The 17,580-nt window shown below is 71.1% G+C and carries 12 protein-coding genes; 5 read left to right on the top strand and 7 right to left on the bottom strand.

Annotated features, from left to right (window positions below):
• Nucleotide 1: 1 nt before the first annotated feature.
• From LXN57_RS25620 to LXN57_RS25595, 6 genes are all read right to left on the bottom strand, one after another.
• Entirely contained in the window at nucleotides 2-751 is a 750-nt protein-coding gene (locus tag LXN57_RS25620; protein WP_251800761.1) for an ABC transporter permease, read from the bottom strand.
• Nucleotides 748-1,644, bottom strand: coding sequence for an ABC transporter ATP-binding protein (locus tag LXN57_RS25615; RefSeq protein ID WP_251800760.1), 897 nt, complete (start codon nucleotides 1,642-1,644; stop codon nucleotides 748-750). Before LXN57_RS25615 ends, LXN57_RS25620 begins: the two co-directional genes overlap by 4 nt.
• 80 nt (nucleotides 1,645-1,724) lie before the next feature.
• Complete coding sequence (locus LXN57_RS25610; protein WP_251800759.1) at nucleotides 1,725-3,452, bottom strand: ThuA domain-containing protein; 1,728 nt, start codon at nucleotides 3,450-3,452, stop codon at nucleotides 1,725-1,727.
• 82 nt (nucleotides 3,453-3,534) lie between these two features.
• Nucleotides 3,535-3,963 carry a GNAT family N-acetyltransferase gene (locus tag LXN57_RS25605; protein WP_251800758.1) on the bottom strand — a complete coding sequence of 143 codons (429 nt, stop codon included), beginning with the start codon at nucleotides 3,961-3,963 and terminating at the stop codon, nucleotides 3,535-3,537.
• Nucleotides 3,960-4,625 carry a FadR/GntR family transcriptional regulator gene (locus tag LXN57_RS25600; protein ID WP_251800757.1) on the bottom strand — a complete coding sequence of 222 codons (666 nt, stop codon included), beginning with the start codon at nucleotides 4,623-4,625 and terminating at the stop codon, nucleotides 3,960-3,962. Before LXN57_RS25600 ends, LXN57_RS25605 begins: the two co-directional genes overlap by 4 nt.
• Before the next feature lie 10 nt (nucleotides 4,626-4,635).
• The gene (locus tag LXN57_RS25595; protein WP_251800756.1) at nucleotides 4,636-5,826 is read right to left on the bottom strand and encodes an MFS transporter; all 1,191 of its coding nucleotides are present in this window, start codon (nucleotides 5,824-5,826) and stop codon (nucleotides 4,636-4,638) included.
• A 199-nt stretch (nucleotides 5,827-6,025) separates the two neighbouring features.
• On the opposite strand from LXN57_RS25595, the gene LXN57_RS25590 reads away from it, so the two are divergent.
• On the top strand, nucleotides 6,026-8,188 hold the full coding sequence (locus LXN57_RS25590) for a trypsin-like serine protease (RefSeq protein ID WP_251800755.1): 2,163 nt from the start codon (nucleotides 6,026-6,028) through the stop codon (nucleotides 8,186-8,188).
• A gap of 71 nt (nucleotides 8,189-8,259) precedes the next feature.
• Here the strand turns inward: LXN57_RS25590 and LXN57_RS25585 are convergent, their stop codons facing one another.
• Complete coding sequence (locus tag LXN57_RS25585) at nucleotides 8,260-9,840, bottom strand: lysyl oxidase family protein (RefSeq protein WP_251800754.1); 1,581 nt, start codon at nucleotides 9,838-9,840, stop codon at nucleotides 8,260-8,262.
• 268 nt (nucleotides 9,841-10,108) lie between these two features.
• Between LXN57_RS25585 and LXN57_RS25580 the strand changes: the two genes are divergently transcribed.
• The 4 genes from LXN57_RS25580 to LXN57_RS25565 all read left to right on the top strand — a co-directional run bounded on the left by LXN57_RS25580 (nucleotide 10,109) and on the right by LXN57_RS25565 (nucleotide 17,575).
• Nucleotides 10,109-15,391 (top strand): GH92 family glycosyl hydrolase, encoded by a 5,283-nt coding sequence (locus LXN57_RS25580; protein ID WP_251800753.1) that lies wholly within the window; start codon nucleotides 10,109-10,111, stop codon nucleotides 15,389-15,391.
• Nucleotides 15,392-15,555: 164 nt separating this feature from the next.
• Complete coding sequence (locus LXN57_RS25575; protein WP_251800752.1) at nucleotides 15,556-15,837, top strand: SCO0607 family lipoprotein; 282 nt, start codon at nucleotides 15,556-15,558, stop codon at nucleotides 15,835-15,837.
• 131 nt (nucleotides 15,838-15,968) lie between these two features.
• On the top strand, nucleotides 15,969-16,784 hold the full coding sequence (locus tag LXN57_RS25570) for a transporter substrate-binding domain-containing protein (RefSeq protein WP_251800751.1): 816 nt from the start codon (nucleotides 15,969-15,971) through the stop codon (nucleotides 16,782-16,784).
• Nucleotides 16,781-17,575 carry an amino acid ABC transporter permease gene (locus LXN57_RS25565; protein WP_251800750.1) on the top strand — a complete coding sequence of 265 codons (795 nt, stop codon included), beginning with the start codon at nucleotides 16,781-16,783 and terminating at the stop codon, nucleotides 17,573-17,575. The genes LXN57_RS25570 and LXN57_RS25565 overlap by 4 nt, the downstream gene beginning before the upstream one ends.
• Nucleotides 17,576-17,580: the final 5 nt, after the last annotated feature.

Genomic DNA, 17,580 nt, shown 5'->3' with positions numbered 1-17,580 from the left:
TTCAGGCGTCGGTCTTCTTGAGCCGGTACGCCGCCGCGACCAGGGTGACGATGACATAGCCGGCGAAGACCGCGAGACCGGTCCACGGGGCCAGGGCGCCCTCGGACTGGGTCAGGGCCATCACGGCGCTGCCCGCGTTGCTCGGCAGGTAGGGGGTGATCGCCTCGGAGATCGCGTTCGGCAGCAGCGCGGCCAGGCCGGGCACGATCAGCAGCAGGCCGGCCAGGATCGCGATGGCCCCGGCGCTGGAGCGTACGAGCATGCCCAGCGCGACGCCGAGCACCGCGACCAGGCCCAGATAGATCCCGGCCCCGAACAGGGCCCGCAGCACGCCGTCGTCGCTCAGAGCCAGGCTGCCGACCTCGTCGTTGAGCACCGCCGAGCCCACCGCGAAGGCGGCGAAGGCGCCCGCGGTCATCACGACGACGGCGGCGAGACCGGCCACGAGGCTCTTCGACCACAGCACCGGCAGCCGGCGCGGCACCGCGGCCAGGGTGGCCCGGATCATCCCGGTGGTGTACTCGCTCGCCCCCAGCAGGGCCCCGAGCACACCGACCGCGAGGGCGGCCAGGGTGCTGCCGGACAGGGCCAGGTCGACGGCCGACAGGTTGTCGCCCGCGAAGGAGGCCGAGGCGATCGCGCCGAACGCGATCAGCAGCAGGACCGAGATGCCGGTGGTGACCCAGGTCGAGCGCAGGGAGGAGAACTTGGTCCATTCGGCGGCGACGACGCCACCAGCGGTGATCTTCATCGGGCGGCCTCGTATTCGACAGCGTCGTGGGTCAGGTTCATGAACGCCTCTTCCAGCGAGGCGTTCTGCGGGCTCAGTTCGAACAGCGGGATTCCCCGGGTGGCGGCGGCCAGCCCGATCTCGCGGGCGGTGATGCCGGTGACGAACAGCTCTTCGGCGCCGGTCGAGGTGACCGTGACGCCGGTGGCGGCGATCACCCCGCGCAGCGCGTCGGGGGCGGCGGTGACGACCCGTACGCCCTCCGAGGTCACGAAGTCGGCCACGGACGTGTCGGCCAGCAGCTTGCCCCGGCCGACGATGACCAGGTGGTCGGCGATGAGCGCGACCTCGGTCATCAGGTGCGAGGACAGCATCACGGTGCGGCCCTCGGCGGCCAGGCCGGCCAGCAGGTTGCGGACCCAGAGCACGCCCTCGGGGTCGAGGCCGTTGACCGGCTCGTCGAGCATCACCACGGCCGGGTCGCCGAGCAGGGCGGCGGCGATGCCGAGCCGCTGACCCATGCCGAGGGAGAAGGCGCCGACCCGCTTGTGGGCCACGGCGGAGAGCCCGGCCAGGCCGAGGACCTCGTCGACGCGGGAGCGCGGAATGCCATGCGTACGGGCCATGGCGAGCAGGTGGCTGACCGCGGTGCGGCCCGGATGCACGGCCTTGGCCTCGAGCAGCACGCCGATCTCCCGCAGCGGCGCGGGCGACGACGCGTACGGCTTCCCGTTGACCAGCACGTCGCCCGAGCTCGGCGCGTCGAGGCCGACGATCATCCGCATGGTCGTCGACTTGCCGGCGCCGTTGGGCCCGAGGAAGCCGGTGACCTGCCCGGGCTGCGCGGTGAACGACAGGTGGTCGACGACCGTCTTGGCGCCGTACCGCTTGGTTACCTCACGTACCTGAATCATGGTCACAACGCTAGGTTCGCGCGGAACCAAGATCGTGGTACCAGGGGCGGCACTTCCGGACCGCTGGTGGTACCCAGGTGCTATGTCAGGCCGGCCGGGCCGTAGACGTTGACGTCGTAGAGGGAGTAGCCCCACTGCGTGGCGCGCTGGGTGCCCAGCACGCGGACGAAGCGGCCGGTGGCGGTGACCGGGACGTCGTCGATGCCGCCGTTGCCGGTGGTGGTGGAGTAGACGGTGGTCCAGGTGCGGCCGGTGGGGGAGGTCTGGATCTGGTAGGCCCGGGCGTACGCGGCCTCCCAGGTCAGCTTGACCCGGTTGACGGTGCGGACCTGGCCCAGGTCGAGCCGGATCCACTGCGGGTCGCTGTGGGCGCTGCCCCAGCGGGTGCCCGCGTCGCCGTCGGTGGCGTTGGCTGCCAGGTGCAGGCTGCCGGGCTCCACACTGGACGCCACACCGCGTACGCCTCGGGCCAGATCGACGCCGGGCGGCTGGGACGGGCCGTCGGTCTTGATGCGGATGTTGCGGTAGCTGATGTCCAGGCCGGCGCCGTCGTTCTGGACGCCGATGTAGCCGTTGGCGATGTCGCGGTTGCTCAGGTAGTCGTTGACCTGCACGCCGTTCAGCCAGATCTCGACCCGTTGGCCGTGCACCGCGATCTCGTAGGTGTTCCAGGATCCCGGTGGATTCAGCGCGGCGTCGCGCACCGCCGGGTCGGGTGCGGCGAAGCTGTAGACGCTGCCCGTGGTGCGCGACGGGTCGCCGTCGGTGGCGTCGATCTGGATCTCGTGGCCCTGGTCGACCGGCTTCCACGGGTCGCCCTGCGGATCGGGGAAGCCGATGAAGACGCCGCCGTTGTCGTCGCCGGGCATCATCCAGTCGAGCTTCAGCGAGTAGTTCGCGAACGTGCGCACGGGATACCACAGCAGGCCCATGCCGCCCTGCGAGCTGATGGTGCCGTCGGTCAGCGTGAAGCCGCCCGGGCCGGCCTGCCGCCACTGGTCGAGGCTGGCCCGGGTGCCGTCGAACAGGGGGGTGTAGCCGCTCTCGGGCCGGCAGTCGGCCGGGCGGTGGCCCGCCGCGATCTGGATGCCCCCGAGGATCTGGCGCAGGAAGTTCTGTTCCGCGTACGACTCGTCGGTGTGCCCCAGCCCGGTGTACCAGGCCCGGCCCGCACCCACCGTCTTGCACCAGGTGATCGGATGATCGGCGCCCATGTTGCCGCCGGAGTAGGAGCTCTCGTCCAGGGTCGCCAGCACCTTGGCGCCGCCGTCACGCGGGTTGGTGCGGTAGTTGTACCACTCGTCGTAGCGCGACCAGGACTGCGGCAGATGCGCGGTGGAGGCGTTGCCGCGGTCCTCGACGTGGACGGTCGCGGTCTGGTTGGCCGGGTGCGAGTGGAAGTACGCGCCGACCAGATTCTCGTACCAGGGCCAGTCGTACTCGGTGTCGGCCGCGGCGTGGATGCCGGCAAAACCGCCGCCGTTGTTCATGTACGCCTCGAAAGCGGTCTGCTGGGCCGGATCGAGCACGTCCCCGGTGGTGGAGAGGAAGACCACCGCCTGGTAGCGGGCGAGGTTGGCCGGGGTGAACTGGGCGGCGTCCTCGGTCGCGGTGACGCTGAAGCCGTTCTGCGTGCCCAGTTGCTGGATGGCGGCGATGCCCCGGGGGATGGATCCGTGGCGGAAGCCGGCGGTCTTGGAGAACACGAGGACTTCGGTCAGCGGGCCCGCCGCGGCGGCGGGGGCGGCCGGTACGGCGAGCGTGGCGCCCGCGAGCAGGAGGGCGGCGGCGGCTCTCGACCAGTGCATGGGGATGCTCCAACCAGCTGCTCGGGGAAGGCGGCGGTGACCCCAGTAAACATGGGATGACTGTTGGGGTCAATCACGTCGATCAATGCCCGGACGAGGATGCCAGTGACTCCCAGAGGAGGAGCTGGCGGTGGTGGGTGAAGCCGTTGCGGACGTAGAAGTCGACGGCGCGGCGACCGGAGTGGACGGTCACGTGCTCCAGGGCTCGGGTGCGGGCCTCGGCCAGGATCGCAGCGATCAGGGCAGCGCCGATGCCTCGGTTGCGATGGGCCTCGCGCACCATGACCGACTGGATGTCGCCGAAGCGGCGGGTCGTCGCGTCGCTGCCGGGTACGCGTTCGGCGATCAGCAGCCAGGCCGAGCCGACCACGTGGCCGTCGACCTCGGCCACGAAGGGCACGTGGGACTCGGCGTGGGTGGCCATCCAGGCGGCGAACGGGCCGGGGTCGGTGATGTCGCGCAGTTCGGCCAGCGCGGCCACGTCGGCCGGGCCGGCCTTGCGCACGATCACGGGGCGGCCTGGTTGATCAGGGGTTGGAGCAGGGTGGACATGGTGGCCGCGGCCCGGTCGGGGTCGCGGTCGACGATGGCCGTCACCAAGTCGGCGTGCAGTTGGGCCAGGTCGTCGGTCTCGCCGGCCACGTCGTGCAGCTGGACCTCTTCGAAGACGCCGAGCAAACCCTCGTACACGTCCTCCAGCAACGGGTTGTGGGTGGCGCACACCACCGCGCGGTGCAGGGCGGAGTCGGCTCGTACCCGCTCGTGCAGGTCGTCGCTGGTCCAGGCGGCCTCCCGTTCGGCCAGCAGGGAGCGGAGGCGCTCGGCGTCGGCGGCGGTGCGGCGCTGGGCGGCTATGCGGGCCGAGGCGGCGTCGAGGGCCAGGCGCAGCTCGAGGCTGTCGCGGCGGGAGGTGGCCGCCACCCGGCGCGAGACCGACGAGCGCAGGTCGGACGCCGAGACCACGAACGTGCCGCGGCCCTGCTCGCGGCGCAGGATGCCCGCGGTGACCAGAGCGCCGATCGCCTCGCGGACCGTGTTGCGGCCGGCGCCGCTCCACTCGACCAGCTCGGGCTCGGTCGGGATCTTGCTGCCCACCGGCCAGCGGCCGTCGGTGACCTGGGAGCGGAAGAGTTCGGTCACGCGGGTGCCGAGTCCGGCGCGGTCGAGGGGCACGGGGTGCAGCCTAACCGGCGGCCGGCGCGACCGGGCGGCACGCGGCCCGGCCGGCGACCAGGGTGACGACCAGGGTGGCCGCGAGCAGCGCGTACGTCAGGTTCCAACCGTCGGCGGCCTGGTGGATCGCGCCCAGCGCCAGCGGCCCGACGCAGCCGATGCCGTAGCCGACGCCCTGGACCAGACCGGACAGCCGGGACGCGCTCTGCGAGTTCGCCGCGCGGGCGCCGATCAGGGTCAGGCACAGCGGGAAGGTGCTCACCCCCAGCCCGAAGGCAGTCGCCCAGACGAAGGCGCCGGCTGCCGGTGCGGCGAGCATGCCGGCGTAACCGACGCCCATCAGCGCCACACACACGACGACGATGGGGAACGGGTTGGCCAGGCGGGTGGTCAGCGGGGGCACGACGAAGGCCGCGATCAGTCCGAGGCCGGCGAACCAGGACAGCAGCAGCGCGCTCGCGGTAGCGCTCAGCCCGGCGTCGGAGAGCATGGCCGGGAACCACGTCACCAGCGTGTAGACGTGCAGCGTGGTCATGGCCATCAGGCCGATGAGGCCCAGAACCAGCGGCGTACGCCAGGAGACGCTCACCGGCGCCGGCGGGGCTGCCTCGGACCGGGCGCCCGGGCGTGGCATCGTGACGAACCACAGCACGGCCGCGGCCGCGGTCACCACGGCCCAGCCGCCGGCGGCCGTGCGCCAGCCGTACGCGCTGGCCAGCGGCAACGCGAGCAGCGGGGCCGCCAGCTGGCCGACCTGCAGCAGCACCATGTACATCGTGCTGACGGCGTGCAGCCGCTGCGGAAAGTGCTGCTTCACGATCGGGATCAGGATGACGTTGCACGCGCCGACCCCGGCGAACGCGATGATCGTCGCGACGATCATGACGGCGGGCGACCAGGCGGCGGCCCGCAGCAGGATGCCGGCGGTCGTGGCGGTCACCGCGAGCGCGGCGGTGCGTTCCAGGCCGAAGCGGCGGGCCAGCGGGGGAGCGGCGAACGCGGCCACCGCGAAGCAGGCCGTCACGATCGTGCCGATGGCGCCCGCGACCACCGGGCCGAAGTGCAGGTCGTCGCCGGCTTCGCCGGTCAGCACGCTGAATCCGGTCACCGCGGTGCGCAGGTTGAGGGCGGTCAGCGCGACGGCGAGCAGGATGCCGCGGTGCAACCTGGCCGGGGCGGGGGCGAGGGCAGTCGTGGACACCGCGACAGTCAATCATGGGATGATGGGATGAATCCAGGACGGCCTCGAATCGACAAGTTTCTCAGCGAGCACGACCGTCCGGCCGGACCACATATCGACTTTCACCCATGTACTGTCGCCTCCGGCGAGCCACCGGCCGCCGCCGTACGACAACAACGGGGACAAGTTGACTCACCTTCGGGGCCTGCGGCCCAAACCCATGCTTCTCATCGGCCTGACGGGGGCTGTGCTGGCCGGGCTCGCGTCCGCGACGCCGGCCGTCGCCGTCGGCGGCGAACCCGTCACGGACGCCGCCTACAACTTCGTCGCCAGTGTGCACACCGGCACGGGCGAGAACGACCTCGGCTGTACCGGCGCTCTGGTGGCGCCGCAGTGGGTCGTGACCGCCAAAGAGTGTTTCACCGGTGGAGCGCCGGTGGCTCTCGGCGCTCCGGCCCGCCCCACCACCGTGACCGTCGGGCGCACGGACCTGACGGCCACCGGCGGCCACACCGCGCCGGTCGTCCTGCTCGTGCCGCATCCCGGCCGCAACGTCGTGCTGGCCAAGCTGGCCACCCCGGCCGCCGGCACCACCCCGGTGCCGGTCTCCTCGGCCGCCCCGGTGGCCGGCGAGCGCCTGACCGCAGCCGGCTTCGGCCGCACCCGCACACAGTGGGTGCCCGACCGCCTGCACGGCGGCGCCTTCGACGTGACCGAGGTCGGCGCGTTGAGCCTGACCCTCACCGGCGCCACCGCCGACTCCGTGGTCTGCAAGGGCGACGCGGGCGGACCGACCGTGCGGACCACCGGCTCCGGCCCGGAACTGGTCGCGCTGCACGACCGTTCGTGGCAGGGCGGCTGCCTGGGTGAGACCGAGACCCGGCGCGAGGCCGTCGAGACCCGGCTGGACGACCTGGGCGGCTGGATCCGGCAGAGCGTGGCCGACGTCAACATCTTCGGCGCCACCGCCGACGGCAGGCTCACCTGGTCGGCCACCGACTCGGCGAGCGGCGACCGGGTCGGGGCCACCGTCACCTCGGCCCAGACGCTGGGCTTCACGCCCAAGGCGATGGCCACCCTCAACGTCAACACGGTGCTGGTCACCAACGGCTCCGGCGTGCTCTACCGGGTCGACATCACCGGCGCCACCCCGACACTCACCTTCGGTGCGCCGGTCGAGGTGGCCCGGGGTTATACACACGACCGGCTCACCTTCGACGGTGACGGCTCGCTGTACGGCATCGCGGGCGACACCCTGCGCCGGTACACCGTCACCACGGCCAAGCCGGGCCCGGGGAACATCATCAACAACACGCTGGTCGGCTCGGGCTTCTCGCTGCAGTCGCTGACCGCGACCGGCCCCGACTGGATCCTCGGCGCGACCAGTGCCGGTGTCCTGCGCTCGTACCGGATCGACGCGGCCGGCAAGTGGACCGGCGCCTCGCTCGCCACCAGCGGCTGGGCCGGCTACACCCACCTGGTGTCGCCCGGCAACGGCATCTACTACGGGCGCACATCGGCCGGCCGCCTGGCCCGCTTCGTCGACGCGGCGCCGTTCGACGGCAAGGGCACCGACATCGCGACGTTCCCCAACGACCCGGTGGACGCGAGCGGGTGGGACCAGGCGTTGCTGTCGGCCCTGCCGTTCCGCGCCTTCCCGCAGAGCCCGGCCGACGTGTCGGTCTTCGGCGCCGACGCCGCGGGTCACCTGACCTACGCCGCGATCGACTCGGCGTCCGGCGACCGGGTGGCCACCGTGACCTCGGCCGCCACCCTGGGCTTCGAGACCAAGGCGATGGCCACCCTCGACCACGACACGGTGCTGGTCACCTCGACCGCCGGCCGGCTCTACCGCGTCGACGTGCAGACCACGCTGCCGGCTCTGACGTTCTTGGCGCCGGTGAACCTGGCCGGCGGCTGGACCCACGACCGGCTCTCCTACGACGGGTACGGGTCGCTCTACGGCATCGCCGCGGGCGTGTTGCACCGGTACGAGATCGGGGCGGCCAAGCCGGTCGCGGCCGACATCACCGGTCACGTCACCGTCGGCACGGGCTTCGGCCTGACCACGCTGACCGCCACCGGCCCGGACTGGATCCTCGGCACCACCAGCGCCGGCGTCCTGATCGCGTACCACGTCGACGAGGCCGGCAAGTGGACCCGGTACGAACTGGCCGCGAGCGGCTGGACCGGGCTCACCCACCTCGTCTCGCCGGGCAACGGTTTCTACTACGCCCGCACCACCGCCGGTGGCCTGAACCGCTACGAGGACGCCTTGCCGTTCGACGGCAAGGGCACCGACATCCAGCGGTTCGACAACGACCCGGTGGACACGGCGGGCTGGACGCAGAAGCTGCTCTCCGCGCAGCCCTTCACCGCCTAGTCCCGAAACGACCGGAGCCGCACACCCCGACGGGGTGTGCGGCTCTTGTCTTCCCTCAGGATGCGAGCGGGTCAGCCCTTGATGCCGTGCACCGGGGGAACGGTCAGCGTCCGCGCCTCCGGGGTGCCGCCCAGGATGATCTGGCGCAGCGCCGAGTTGTTGGTGGTGTCCAGCTCGGCCAGCTTGTTCTCCGGGTTGGCCAGCGTCTGGATGTAGTAGGTGCCGTTGGGCAGGTCGGTCACCTCGAACGACTGACCCGGCCGGTACTGGCTGTAGGTGTCGCCGTTGCCGATGTCGAGCACCTCACGCACCGCGATCACGGTGTTGGCGCCGCACGAGGTGGACAGGTCGGTGTTCTCCGGCCGCCACTTCGCGCCCGGGATGGTGAAGTCGACCGCGTCCGTGTTGGCCAGGCAGAAGGCTTCCTTGCCGCTGCGCACCGAGAGCTTCTGGGTCGAGTCGAGCAGGTTGTACTGCGCGAAGTCGGTGAAGTGCCAGTGCAGGTGGCCCTCCCGGTTGTCCCACTCCATCGTGCCGGCCGGCCGGCTGCCGACCTGGTTGCCCTTGGCGTCGAAGAAGTACTGGTACGCGTCCATCAGCTCGGTGCCGGTGCGGCGGAACCCGTCGACCAGCAGCGGCGACGTGCCGGCGTTCCACACGGTGGCGCCGAAGTTCACGTACCACTTGCCGTCCTCCTGCTCCAGCGCGATCTCCCACGCGGGCAGCGAGCGCAGGTCGGGCCGGGGGCCGCCGGTCGGCGTGGCCTTGAGCGGGGTCGGCCGCTTGGCCGGCGCGCGCAGCTCCGGCACGAACGCGGAGACCTGACGCTTGGCGTCACCCTCGGCAGTGTGGATCGAGTGCTCGTCGGTCTTCTCGGTCCGGCCGGCGTCGGCGGCCTTGATCCGGGCCAGGCCGGCCCGGTCGGTGTCGCCGTCGACCACGGTCACGCCGACCTTCGCCGTGCCCTGCTCCGCGGGGATGCCGAAGAGCTGCTTGTAGACCGGGTTCACCGTCGCGGTGGCCGTGTACTGGCCGACCGGCAGGTCGAAGGGCTCAGCCTCGTCGTACTCGGGCTGGTCGTCGACCGTGGCGTCCCAACCGGCCTGCACACCCCAGACCGCGCCGAGCGTGAACGGGTTGTAGCCGCCGCAGCCCTGCGGGTACGGGTTGGCCGCGGGAGCGTCGGGCCGGGTCCGCCCCGACGAGTACGAGTTGCCGCAGAACGCCGTCTTGTACTCCTTGACCACCGTGCCCGCCGAGTCGGCGATCGAGATGGTGGTGAAGTCCTTGAGGCCGTTGAAGTCGGGGACCATCCCGGCCGGCAGCTCGACCTTCTTCTTCTTGCCGTTCTGCACCACGACCCGCTCGGCCTTGATCGGCTTGTCGTAGCCGGTGCGCTTGGCCCAGATCTCCAGCGGGTCCTTGCCCGCGATGACGTGCAGGCCCAGGTCCAGGGAGAGGTAGATCTCGCCGTCGTAGTCGTAGCGCTCGGCGGTCACCTGTCCGGTGGCGGCGACGAACGACAACGGGGGTGGGGTGGCGGCGGCCTGGGCCACCCCCACGCCGGCCGCGGTGAGGCCCAGCGCGGCGGCCACGGCGCCGTACGTCATCAGGCGTGAACGCCGGCGGCGCTTCTTCAGCGGATCGGTCATGGGGTCCTTCCGGTCGGGGCCGCCCCGGGGGAGCGGCCGCTGCCGGACCATCCAAAGGAGAGCGCTGTGAGGTTCCTGTGAAATCGACGCCCGTCGGCACGAATCCGTGAGGAATATCCATCTATCGACATGCATGAGATCGCTGCGCATCGGCCGAAAGTCGGATACGCGTTTCCGGCTTGTTTCTTGACAACGTTGTCAGCGCGGGCAAGGCTGTCGATCTCCGTTCCGGGCGCGCACGCCGCGCCCGCTCCCCCTGGAGTTACCCATGAAGTGGATCCTGGCCGCCGCCGGGGCTTTGCTCGTTCCGGTGGGACCTGTCGCCGCCGTGTCCCCGGCGCACGCCACAGTGAAGCCCGGCAGCTTCAGCTCGTCCTTCGAAACCGCCGACCAGCAGCCCGCGCCGAGCACAGTGGAGCTCGACGCCAAGGGCAAACCGGTGCAGGGCAACCTGACCGGCAACTTCCGCGTCGCGCTGCCGGGCAGCCTGCTGGAACGTGTCAGCGCGGTCACCGCCAGCGCCGAGAACCCGCCCGGTGAGACCGCGGTCAAGCTGACCGACGGCGACAGCTCGACCAAGTGGCTGGCCTTCAGCCGTACGGGCGCCGTCACCTACCAGCTGGCGAAGCCCGTGGCCGTCGTGAAGTACTCGCTCACCTCGGCCGACGACGCCCCCGGGCGCGATCCCCGGGACTTCACCGTCCAGGGCTCGGCCGACGGTTCGGAGTGGACCGACCTCGACCGGCGGACCGGCCAGAGCTTCGTCGGCCGGCTCGCGACCAACACCTACACCTTCACCAACCCCACCCCGTACGCGTTCTACCGGCTCAGCATCATTGCCAACTCCGGTGACTCGATCGTGCAGCTGGCCGAATGGGACATCAGCGACGGCTCCGACGTCCGGCCGCCGGCCACCCCGATGGTCAGCGAGGTCGGCTCCGGCCCGACGCGGGGCGCCAACATGCTGCCGCGGGCCGGTTTCACCGGAACTGCCTCGCTGCGGTACGCCGGTGGCGCCGTGGGCGACGGACGGGCGTACGGAACCAACAAGCTCTTCGACGTGAAGATCCCGGTCGGCCCGCGTACGCGGCTGAGCTACCGGATCTTCCCCGAGCTCACCGGCGGGAATCTGCAGTACCCGTCCACGTACGCGGCGGTCGACCTGCACTTCACCGACGGCACCTACCTCAGCCGGCGGTCCGCGATCGACCAGCACGGCTACGCGCTCACCGCGGCCGGGCAGGGTGCGTCCAAGGTGCTCCTCGCCGACGAGTGGAACGCGGTCCAGTCCGAGCTGGGCGCGGTCGCCAACGGCAAGACGATCGACCGCATCCTGCTCGCCTACGACAACCCGGCAGCCACCGCGGCGACCCGTTTCCAGGGGTGGATCGACGACCTGACAATCGTGGGCGCGGCCACGCCGATCGACGACTCGCGGCTCACCAACTTCGTCGACACCCGCCGCGGCACCAACTCGTCGGGCGGCTTCTCGCGCGGCAACAACCTGCCGATCACGGCGGTGCCCAACGGCTTCAACTTCCTGACGCCGGTCACCGACGCCGGCTCGGACTCGTGGGAGTACGTCTACCAGCGCGACAACAACCCGGCCAACCTGCCGCTGCTGGCCGGCCTGGCCATCTCGCACCAGCCCAGCCCGTGGATGGGCGACCGCAACCAGATGTCGGTCATGCCGGTGCCGGACGGCGGCGCCGCCGGGCCCCTGCCCTTCAGCCACAACGACGAGGTCGCCCGGCCCGATCTCTACAGCGTCAAGCTGCAGAACGGCCTGACCGCCCAGATGTCGCCGACCGACCACGGCGGCGTCATGCAGTTCGGCTTCGCCGGGCAGACCACCGGAACGCTGGCCTTCCGCAACGGCACCTTCGCCATCGGCACGGACGGCACGGTCACCGGCTGGGTCGACAACGGCAGCGGCCTGTCCGCCGGGCGAAGCCGCATGTTCTACGCGGGCACGTTCGACCGGGCGCCGGCCGGGACGTCGCCCACCTCGGCGACCTTCGACCTCGCGGCCGGCACGCAGCTGACGCTGCGCTTCGCCACGTCGTTCCTCTCGGTCGACCAGGCCCGGCGCAACCTCGGCCTCGAGGTGACCGGCCGCAGCTTCGAGCAGATCCGGGCCGCCGCCACCGCGGCCTGGAAGGACCGGCTGGGCCGGGTCGAGGTGCGCGGGGCGAGCGAGACGCAGCTGGTCACGCTCTACTCGAACCTGTACCGGCTCAACCTGTATCCGAACTCGCAGTCGGAGAACACCGGCACGGCCGCGAAACCACGCTGGCAGTACGCGAGCCCGGTGTCGCCCGCGGCCGGCGCGTCCACGCCGACGCAGACCGGCGCGAAGATCGTCGACGGTCAGATCTATGTGAACAACGGGTTCTGGGACACCTACCGCACGGTGTGGCCGGCCTATTCGCTGCTCTACCCGGACATCGCGGCCAAGATCGCCGACGGGTTCGTGCAGCAGTACCGCGACGGGGGCTGGATCGCCCGCTGGTCGTCACCCGGCTACGCCGACCTGATGACCGGCACCAGCGCGAACGTCGCGCTCGCCTCGGCGTACCTCAACGGGGTGAAGTTGCCCGACGCGCAGAGCGCCTACGACGCGTCGGTGAAGGACGCGACGGTGGCCTCGGGGCGGAGCGCCGTGGGCCGCAAGGGAATCGAGACGTCGCTGTTCCTGGGCTACACGCCGACCAGCACCGGTGAGTCGGTGTCGTGGGCCCTCGAAGGGTTCATCAACGACTACGGCATCGGCAACATGGCGGCCGAACTGGCCAAGGACCCGTCCACCCCGAAGGCCAAGCGCGACCGGCTGAAGGAGGAGTCGCAGTACTTCCTGCAGCGGGCCCGCAACTACGTCAACCTGTTCGACCCGAAGACCAAGTTCTTCCAGGGACGCGACGCCGCCGGCACGTTCCTCAACGGTGACCCGCTCGACTGGGGCGGCGTCTACACCGAGACGAACGGCTGGAACTTCGCCTTCACCGCCCAGCAGGACGGCCAGGGCCTGGCCAACCTGTACGGCGGGCGCGCCGCGCTGAAGAAGAAGCTCGACCAGTTCTTCGCCACCCCGGAGAAGGCCGACCGCCCCGGCGGCTACAACGGCATCATCCACGAGATGCTGGAGGCCCGGGCCGTGCGGCTGGGTCAGCTCGGCATGAGCAACCAGCCCTCCCACCACATCCCGTACATGTACAACTACGCCGGAGCGCCGGCCCGCACGCAGGCGATCGTCCGCGAGATCCTGCAACGGCTCTACGTGGGCAGCGAGATCGGCCAGGGCTACCTGGGGGACGAGGACAACGGCGAGATGTCGGCCTGGAACATCCTCAGCTCGCTCGGCCTCTACCCGCTGCAGGTCGGCTCGTCCGACTGGGCCATCGGCTCGCCGCAGTTCAGCCAGATGACCGTGCATCGCAAGAGCGGCGACATCATCGTCAAGGCGCCCGGCAACAGCACCAGGAACGTGTACGTGCAGGGCCTCAAGGTGAACGGCCGTAAGCAGCACAGCCTGTCGCTCGACTCGTCCGCGCTCGTCCGGGGCGGCACGCTCGAGTTCACGATGGGACCGAACCCGTCGTCGTGGGGCGCCGTTCCCGACTCGCTCACCCGGGGCAACGAGGTCCCCAAGCCGTTGCAGGACATCACCGGACCGGGTCTGGGCACCCCCACAGCGGCCGCGTTGTTCGACGACTCGTCGTCCACCCAGGCGACGTTCCCCGACGGCGCCCCGACCATCACCTGGGTCAACCGCGGGGGCAAGCAGGCGCCGACCTGGTACACCCTCACCTCGGGGGCGGCCGCGGGCGACCCGGCCGACTGGAAGCTGCAGGGCTCCCGCGACGGGATCGCCTGGAGCACGCTCGACTCCCGCCGGGGCGAGGCGTTCGCGTGGCGCAACCAGACCCGTCCGTTCAAGATCGACCGGCCCGGCCGCTTCACGCAGTTCCGGGTGGTCGTCAGCCGGACTGCCGGTTCGCCCCAGGCCAACCTGGCCGAGATCGAGCTGCTGGCCGGCGGGGACGTCCAGCTCGGGGGCGGCGCGGTCGCCGTGACCGCGTCCTCCGAGGTTCCGGCGCTCTCGGGGGTTGCCCTCTCGAGTCCGCTGGCCACTGTCACCGGAGGCACGGCGGCTACGTACAAGGCGACCATCGACTGGGGTGACGGCACGCCGGTCAGCGAGGGCACGACGACGCTGGGCTCGCGGGCGGTCTGGAACGTGAGCGGGTCGCACACCTACGCCCAGCCCGGCTACTACCAGGCCGCGGTGACGGTGACCGACGGGACCAGCCAGGACTCGGCCACGGTCGGCGTCGACGTGGCCTACGCGCCGGCCGGTGGCCTGCTCGCCGCGTTCGACAACACGTGCATCGGTGACGACGGGGTGCGCGCGGCCGACTGCGACGCCAAGTCGTGGGCGTACTCGCGCGCTGCGCTGGCCACGGCCGGCGTCTCGCCGGGCAAGCCGGTGCCGGTGCCGGGGACTGCGCTGCGGTTCACGCTGCCGGTGGTGCCGGCCGGGCAGCCGGACAACGCGACCGGCAACGGGCAGACGATCGCGCTCGACCTGCCTTCGGACGCCCGGAGCATCTCGTTCGTCGGCGCCGGCACACAGGGCAACCAGAGCACGACCGGCACGGCCCGATTCAGCGACGGCAGCACAGCCCCGCTCCCGATCCAACTGAGCGACTGGACCCTCGGGGGCAACCCCGACGGCACCCCGTCGTACGGGAACGTGATCGTCGCCAAGGCCCCGTACCGACTGCTGGGGACCAACCGCGACAACGCCCAGCCGTTCCTGTTCGCCACCGCGCCCTATCAGATCCCGGCGGGCAAGACGCTCGTCGCGGTGACCCTGCCGGCCCAGAGCGGCGACCCCGCCTCGGCCGGGCGGATCCACGTGTTCGCGGTCGCCGACGACGGCACGCCCCGGCCGCCGCTGGAGTTGACGGCCGGACCCGACCGGACCGGCACGGCCGGCCAGGAGCTGTCGGCCCAGTTGGGATCGGCGCCGGGCGCTTCCCATGCCCGCGTGCAGTGGGGTGACGGCACGGTCCCGCAGGATGCGACGGTCGACCCGGCCGGGCTGCTCTCCGGGAAGCACACGTACGCGCAGCCGGGCGTCTATCGGGTGCACGTCACCGCGTGGGACGGGGTTTCCAGCCGTACGGCGACCTTCAGCGTGACGATCGCTCCGGCCTCGGCCCCGGCGGCCGTGACGACCACCGTCGTCGCCGCCGAGCGTCCGGCCCAGCCGGTGTTCCACCCGCGGGTGAGCCTCTCGGTCACCTCGGGCCCCCGGGGAACCGCGATCACGGTGGACGGCGCCGGGTTCGCCCCGAACGAGACCGTCAGCGGCGTCCTGGGCGGCCTGGCCGTCCCCGACCTGCGAGCCAACGCCGACGGCGTCATCTCGGACGCGATCGTGAGCGTGCCGGGTCCGGTGTCGCCGGGAGCCACCGGCGTCACCCTGACCGGCGCCTCGTCGGCGGCCACGGCCGAGGCGCCGTTCACGGTCACCGACCACAACTGAGGTCAGGCCCCCGCCGGTCCGCCAGCCGGCGGGGGGCTGTCGTCTCCGGCCCCCGCCGGGCGAGCCACCCGCTCGCCCGGCGGGGGTCTTGTTGTGCAGCCGGCTCGGTCGGTGGGTCACCTGCCAACCGGGCGGGGCCGGCCGATGTCGGCGAGAATCCCGGTATGAGCCAGCGCCGACGTCTGCCCTTCCTGCTCGCCGTCGCCACCCTTGCCGGCGGGCTCACCGCCGGCTGCACGATCCGGCAGGCGATCTGCCGCTCGGGGGAGTACCCGGTCGCCGCCGTCGACAGCACCACCGGTCGCGCGTGTGTTGCTGACGGTGAGCAGCCACCGACCGGCTTCGTCCGCTTCCCCGAGGGCAAGGAGCCGAAGCACGTCGACGACGAGTGGGACGTCTACTGGCGCGACCACAAACTCGACGAGCGCGGCGTTGAAATCGCCTGACCTGGATCTACGCCGCCTGGCGTGGCCACGCCTCGACGGCTGCCGGCATCCGGTGCTCGGGGACGGATCCCGTGTCGAACGCCAGAGACGGCGGTGGATTAATCTGGAGATCACCTATCGGGGAGAGATGCATGTTCGTCACAAAACTGGTCCGGGTGGCGGCTGTCGCGACGCTGGCCATCGGCGCCGTCGCGGGCTGCGCCAAAGAGGACACCGGCGGCACCACCGAGGGTGGCGTGACACTGGTCAAGTCGGGCGCCCTGACCACCTGCACCCACCTGCCGTACGCCCCGTTCCAGTCGAAGGACGACAGCGGCAAGGTGGTCGGCTTCGACGTCGCGCTGATCGACCTGGTCGCCACCCGGCTCAAGGTCGAGCAGGAGATCGTGGACACGCCGTTCGAGGGCATCAAGTCCGGCGCCGACCTCAACTCCGGCAAGTGCGACGTGGCGGCGGCCGGCATGACCATCACCGACGAGCGCAAGAAGGTGCTCGACTTCTCCGACCCGTACTTCGACGCCACCCAGGCTCTGGCCACACAGGCCGGCAAAGAGGTCAAGACCCTGGAGGAGCTGGCGGGCAAGCGTCTCGGCGTGCAGGGCGGCACCACCGGCGAGGACTACATCAAGACCCAGGTGCGGGAGAAGAGCCTGAAGATCGAGGTCGTCTCGTACAAGGATCTGGCCGCGTTGCAGCAGGCGCTGGCGACCAACCAGGTCGTGGCGGCCGTCAACGACCTGCCGGTCTGGAACGAGTACATCAAGGCCAACCCGGGCAAGGTCGTCGTGGCGGCCGGCTTCGACACCGGCGAGCAGTACGGCTTCGCGGTCAAGAAGGGCAACGCCGAGCTGCTCAAGGAGGTCAACGCGGCCCTCACGGCGGCGCGCGGCGACGGCAGCTACGACAAGATCTACGCGGAGTGGATCGGCGAGAAGCCGGCCGCATGACACTGACTCCCCGCCGGCGGCGACGGATCATCCGCGTCGCCGGCTACGTCGTCTTCGGGCTGGTTCTGGTCGGCGCCATCGCGGCGGCCGACTGGGGCCGCCTGTCCGACGCCTTCTTCCGGTCGGACGTCGCCGGCAGCATGTTCCCCGAGGCGATCACCATCGCCCTGCGCAACACGATCGTCTACACGTTGCTGGCGTTCGTCTTCGGGCTGACGCTCGGGCTGGTGCTCGCGCTGATGCGGCTGTCGTCGATCCTGCCCTACCGCTGGTTCGCCACCGCCTACATCGAGCTGTTCCGCGGTCTGCCGGCCCTGCTCGTGCTGTTCATGGTCGGCTACGGCGTCCCGCTGGCGTTTCCCGACCGCGAGATCCCGGGCGGCGTGTACGGCTCGGTCACCGTCGGCCTCGGGCTGACCGCCGCCGCGTACATGGCCGAGACGATCCGCGCCGGCATCCAGGCCGTCCCCAAGGGCCAACTCGAAGCGGCCCGGACGCTCGGCATGTCGCACGCCCGGGCGATGGTCTCGATCGTGCTGCCCCAGGCGTTCCGCATCGTCATCCCCCCGCTGACCAACGAGATCATCCTGCTGACCAAGGACACGTCCCTGGTGTACGTCCTCGGCGTCACCTCGACGACGATCGAGCTCACCAAGTTCGCCGGGGACACGCTCAACACCAAGGTCAACCCGACCCCGCTGGTGGTGGCCGGACTGCTCTACCTGGTGATCACCCTGCCGCTGTCGCAACTGGTGCGCGGGCTCGAACGCCGGGCCGCGAGGGAGAGGTGACCGGG

It is taken from the genome of Paractinoplanes hotanensis, assembly GCF_023717965.1.
Classification (GTDB): Bacteria; Actinomycetota; Actinomycetes; order Mycobacteriales; family Micromonosporaceae; genus Actinoplanes; species Actinoplanes polyasparticus.
The sequence above is the reverse complement of the archived record's forward strand: the minus strand, read 5'-3'. Positions and strand labels throughout refer to the sequence as shown.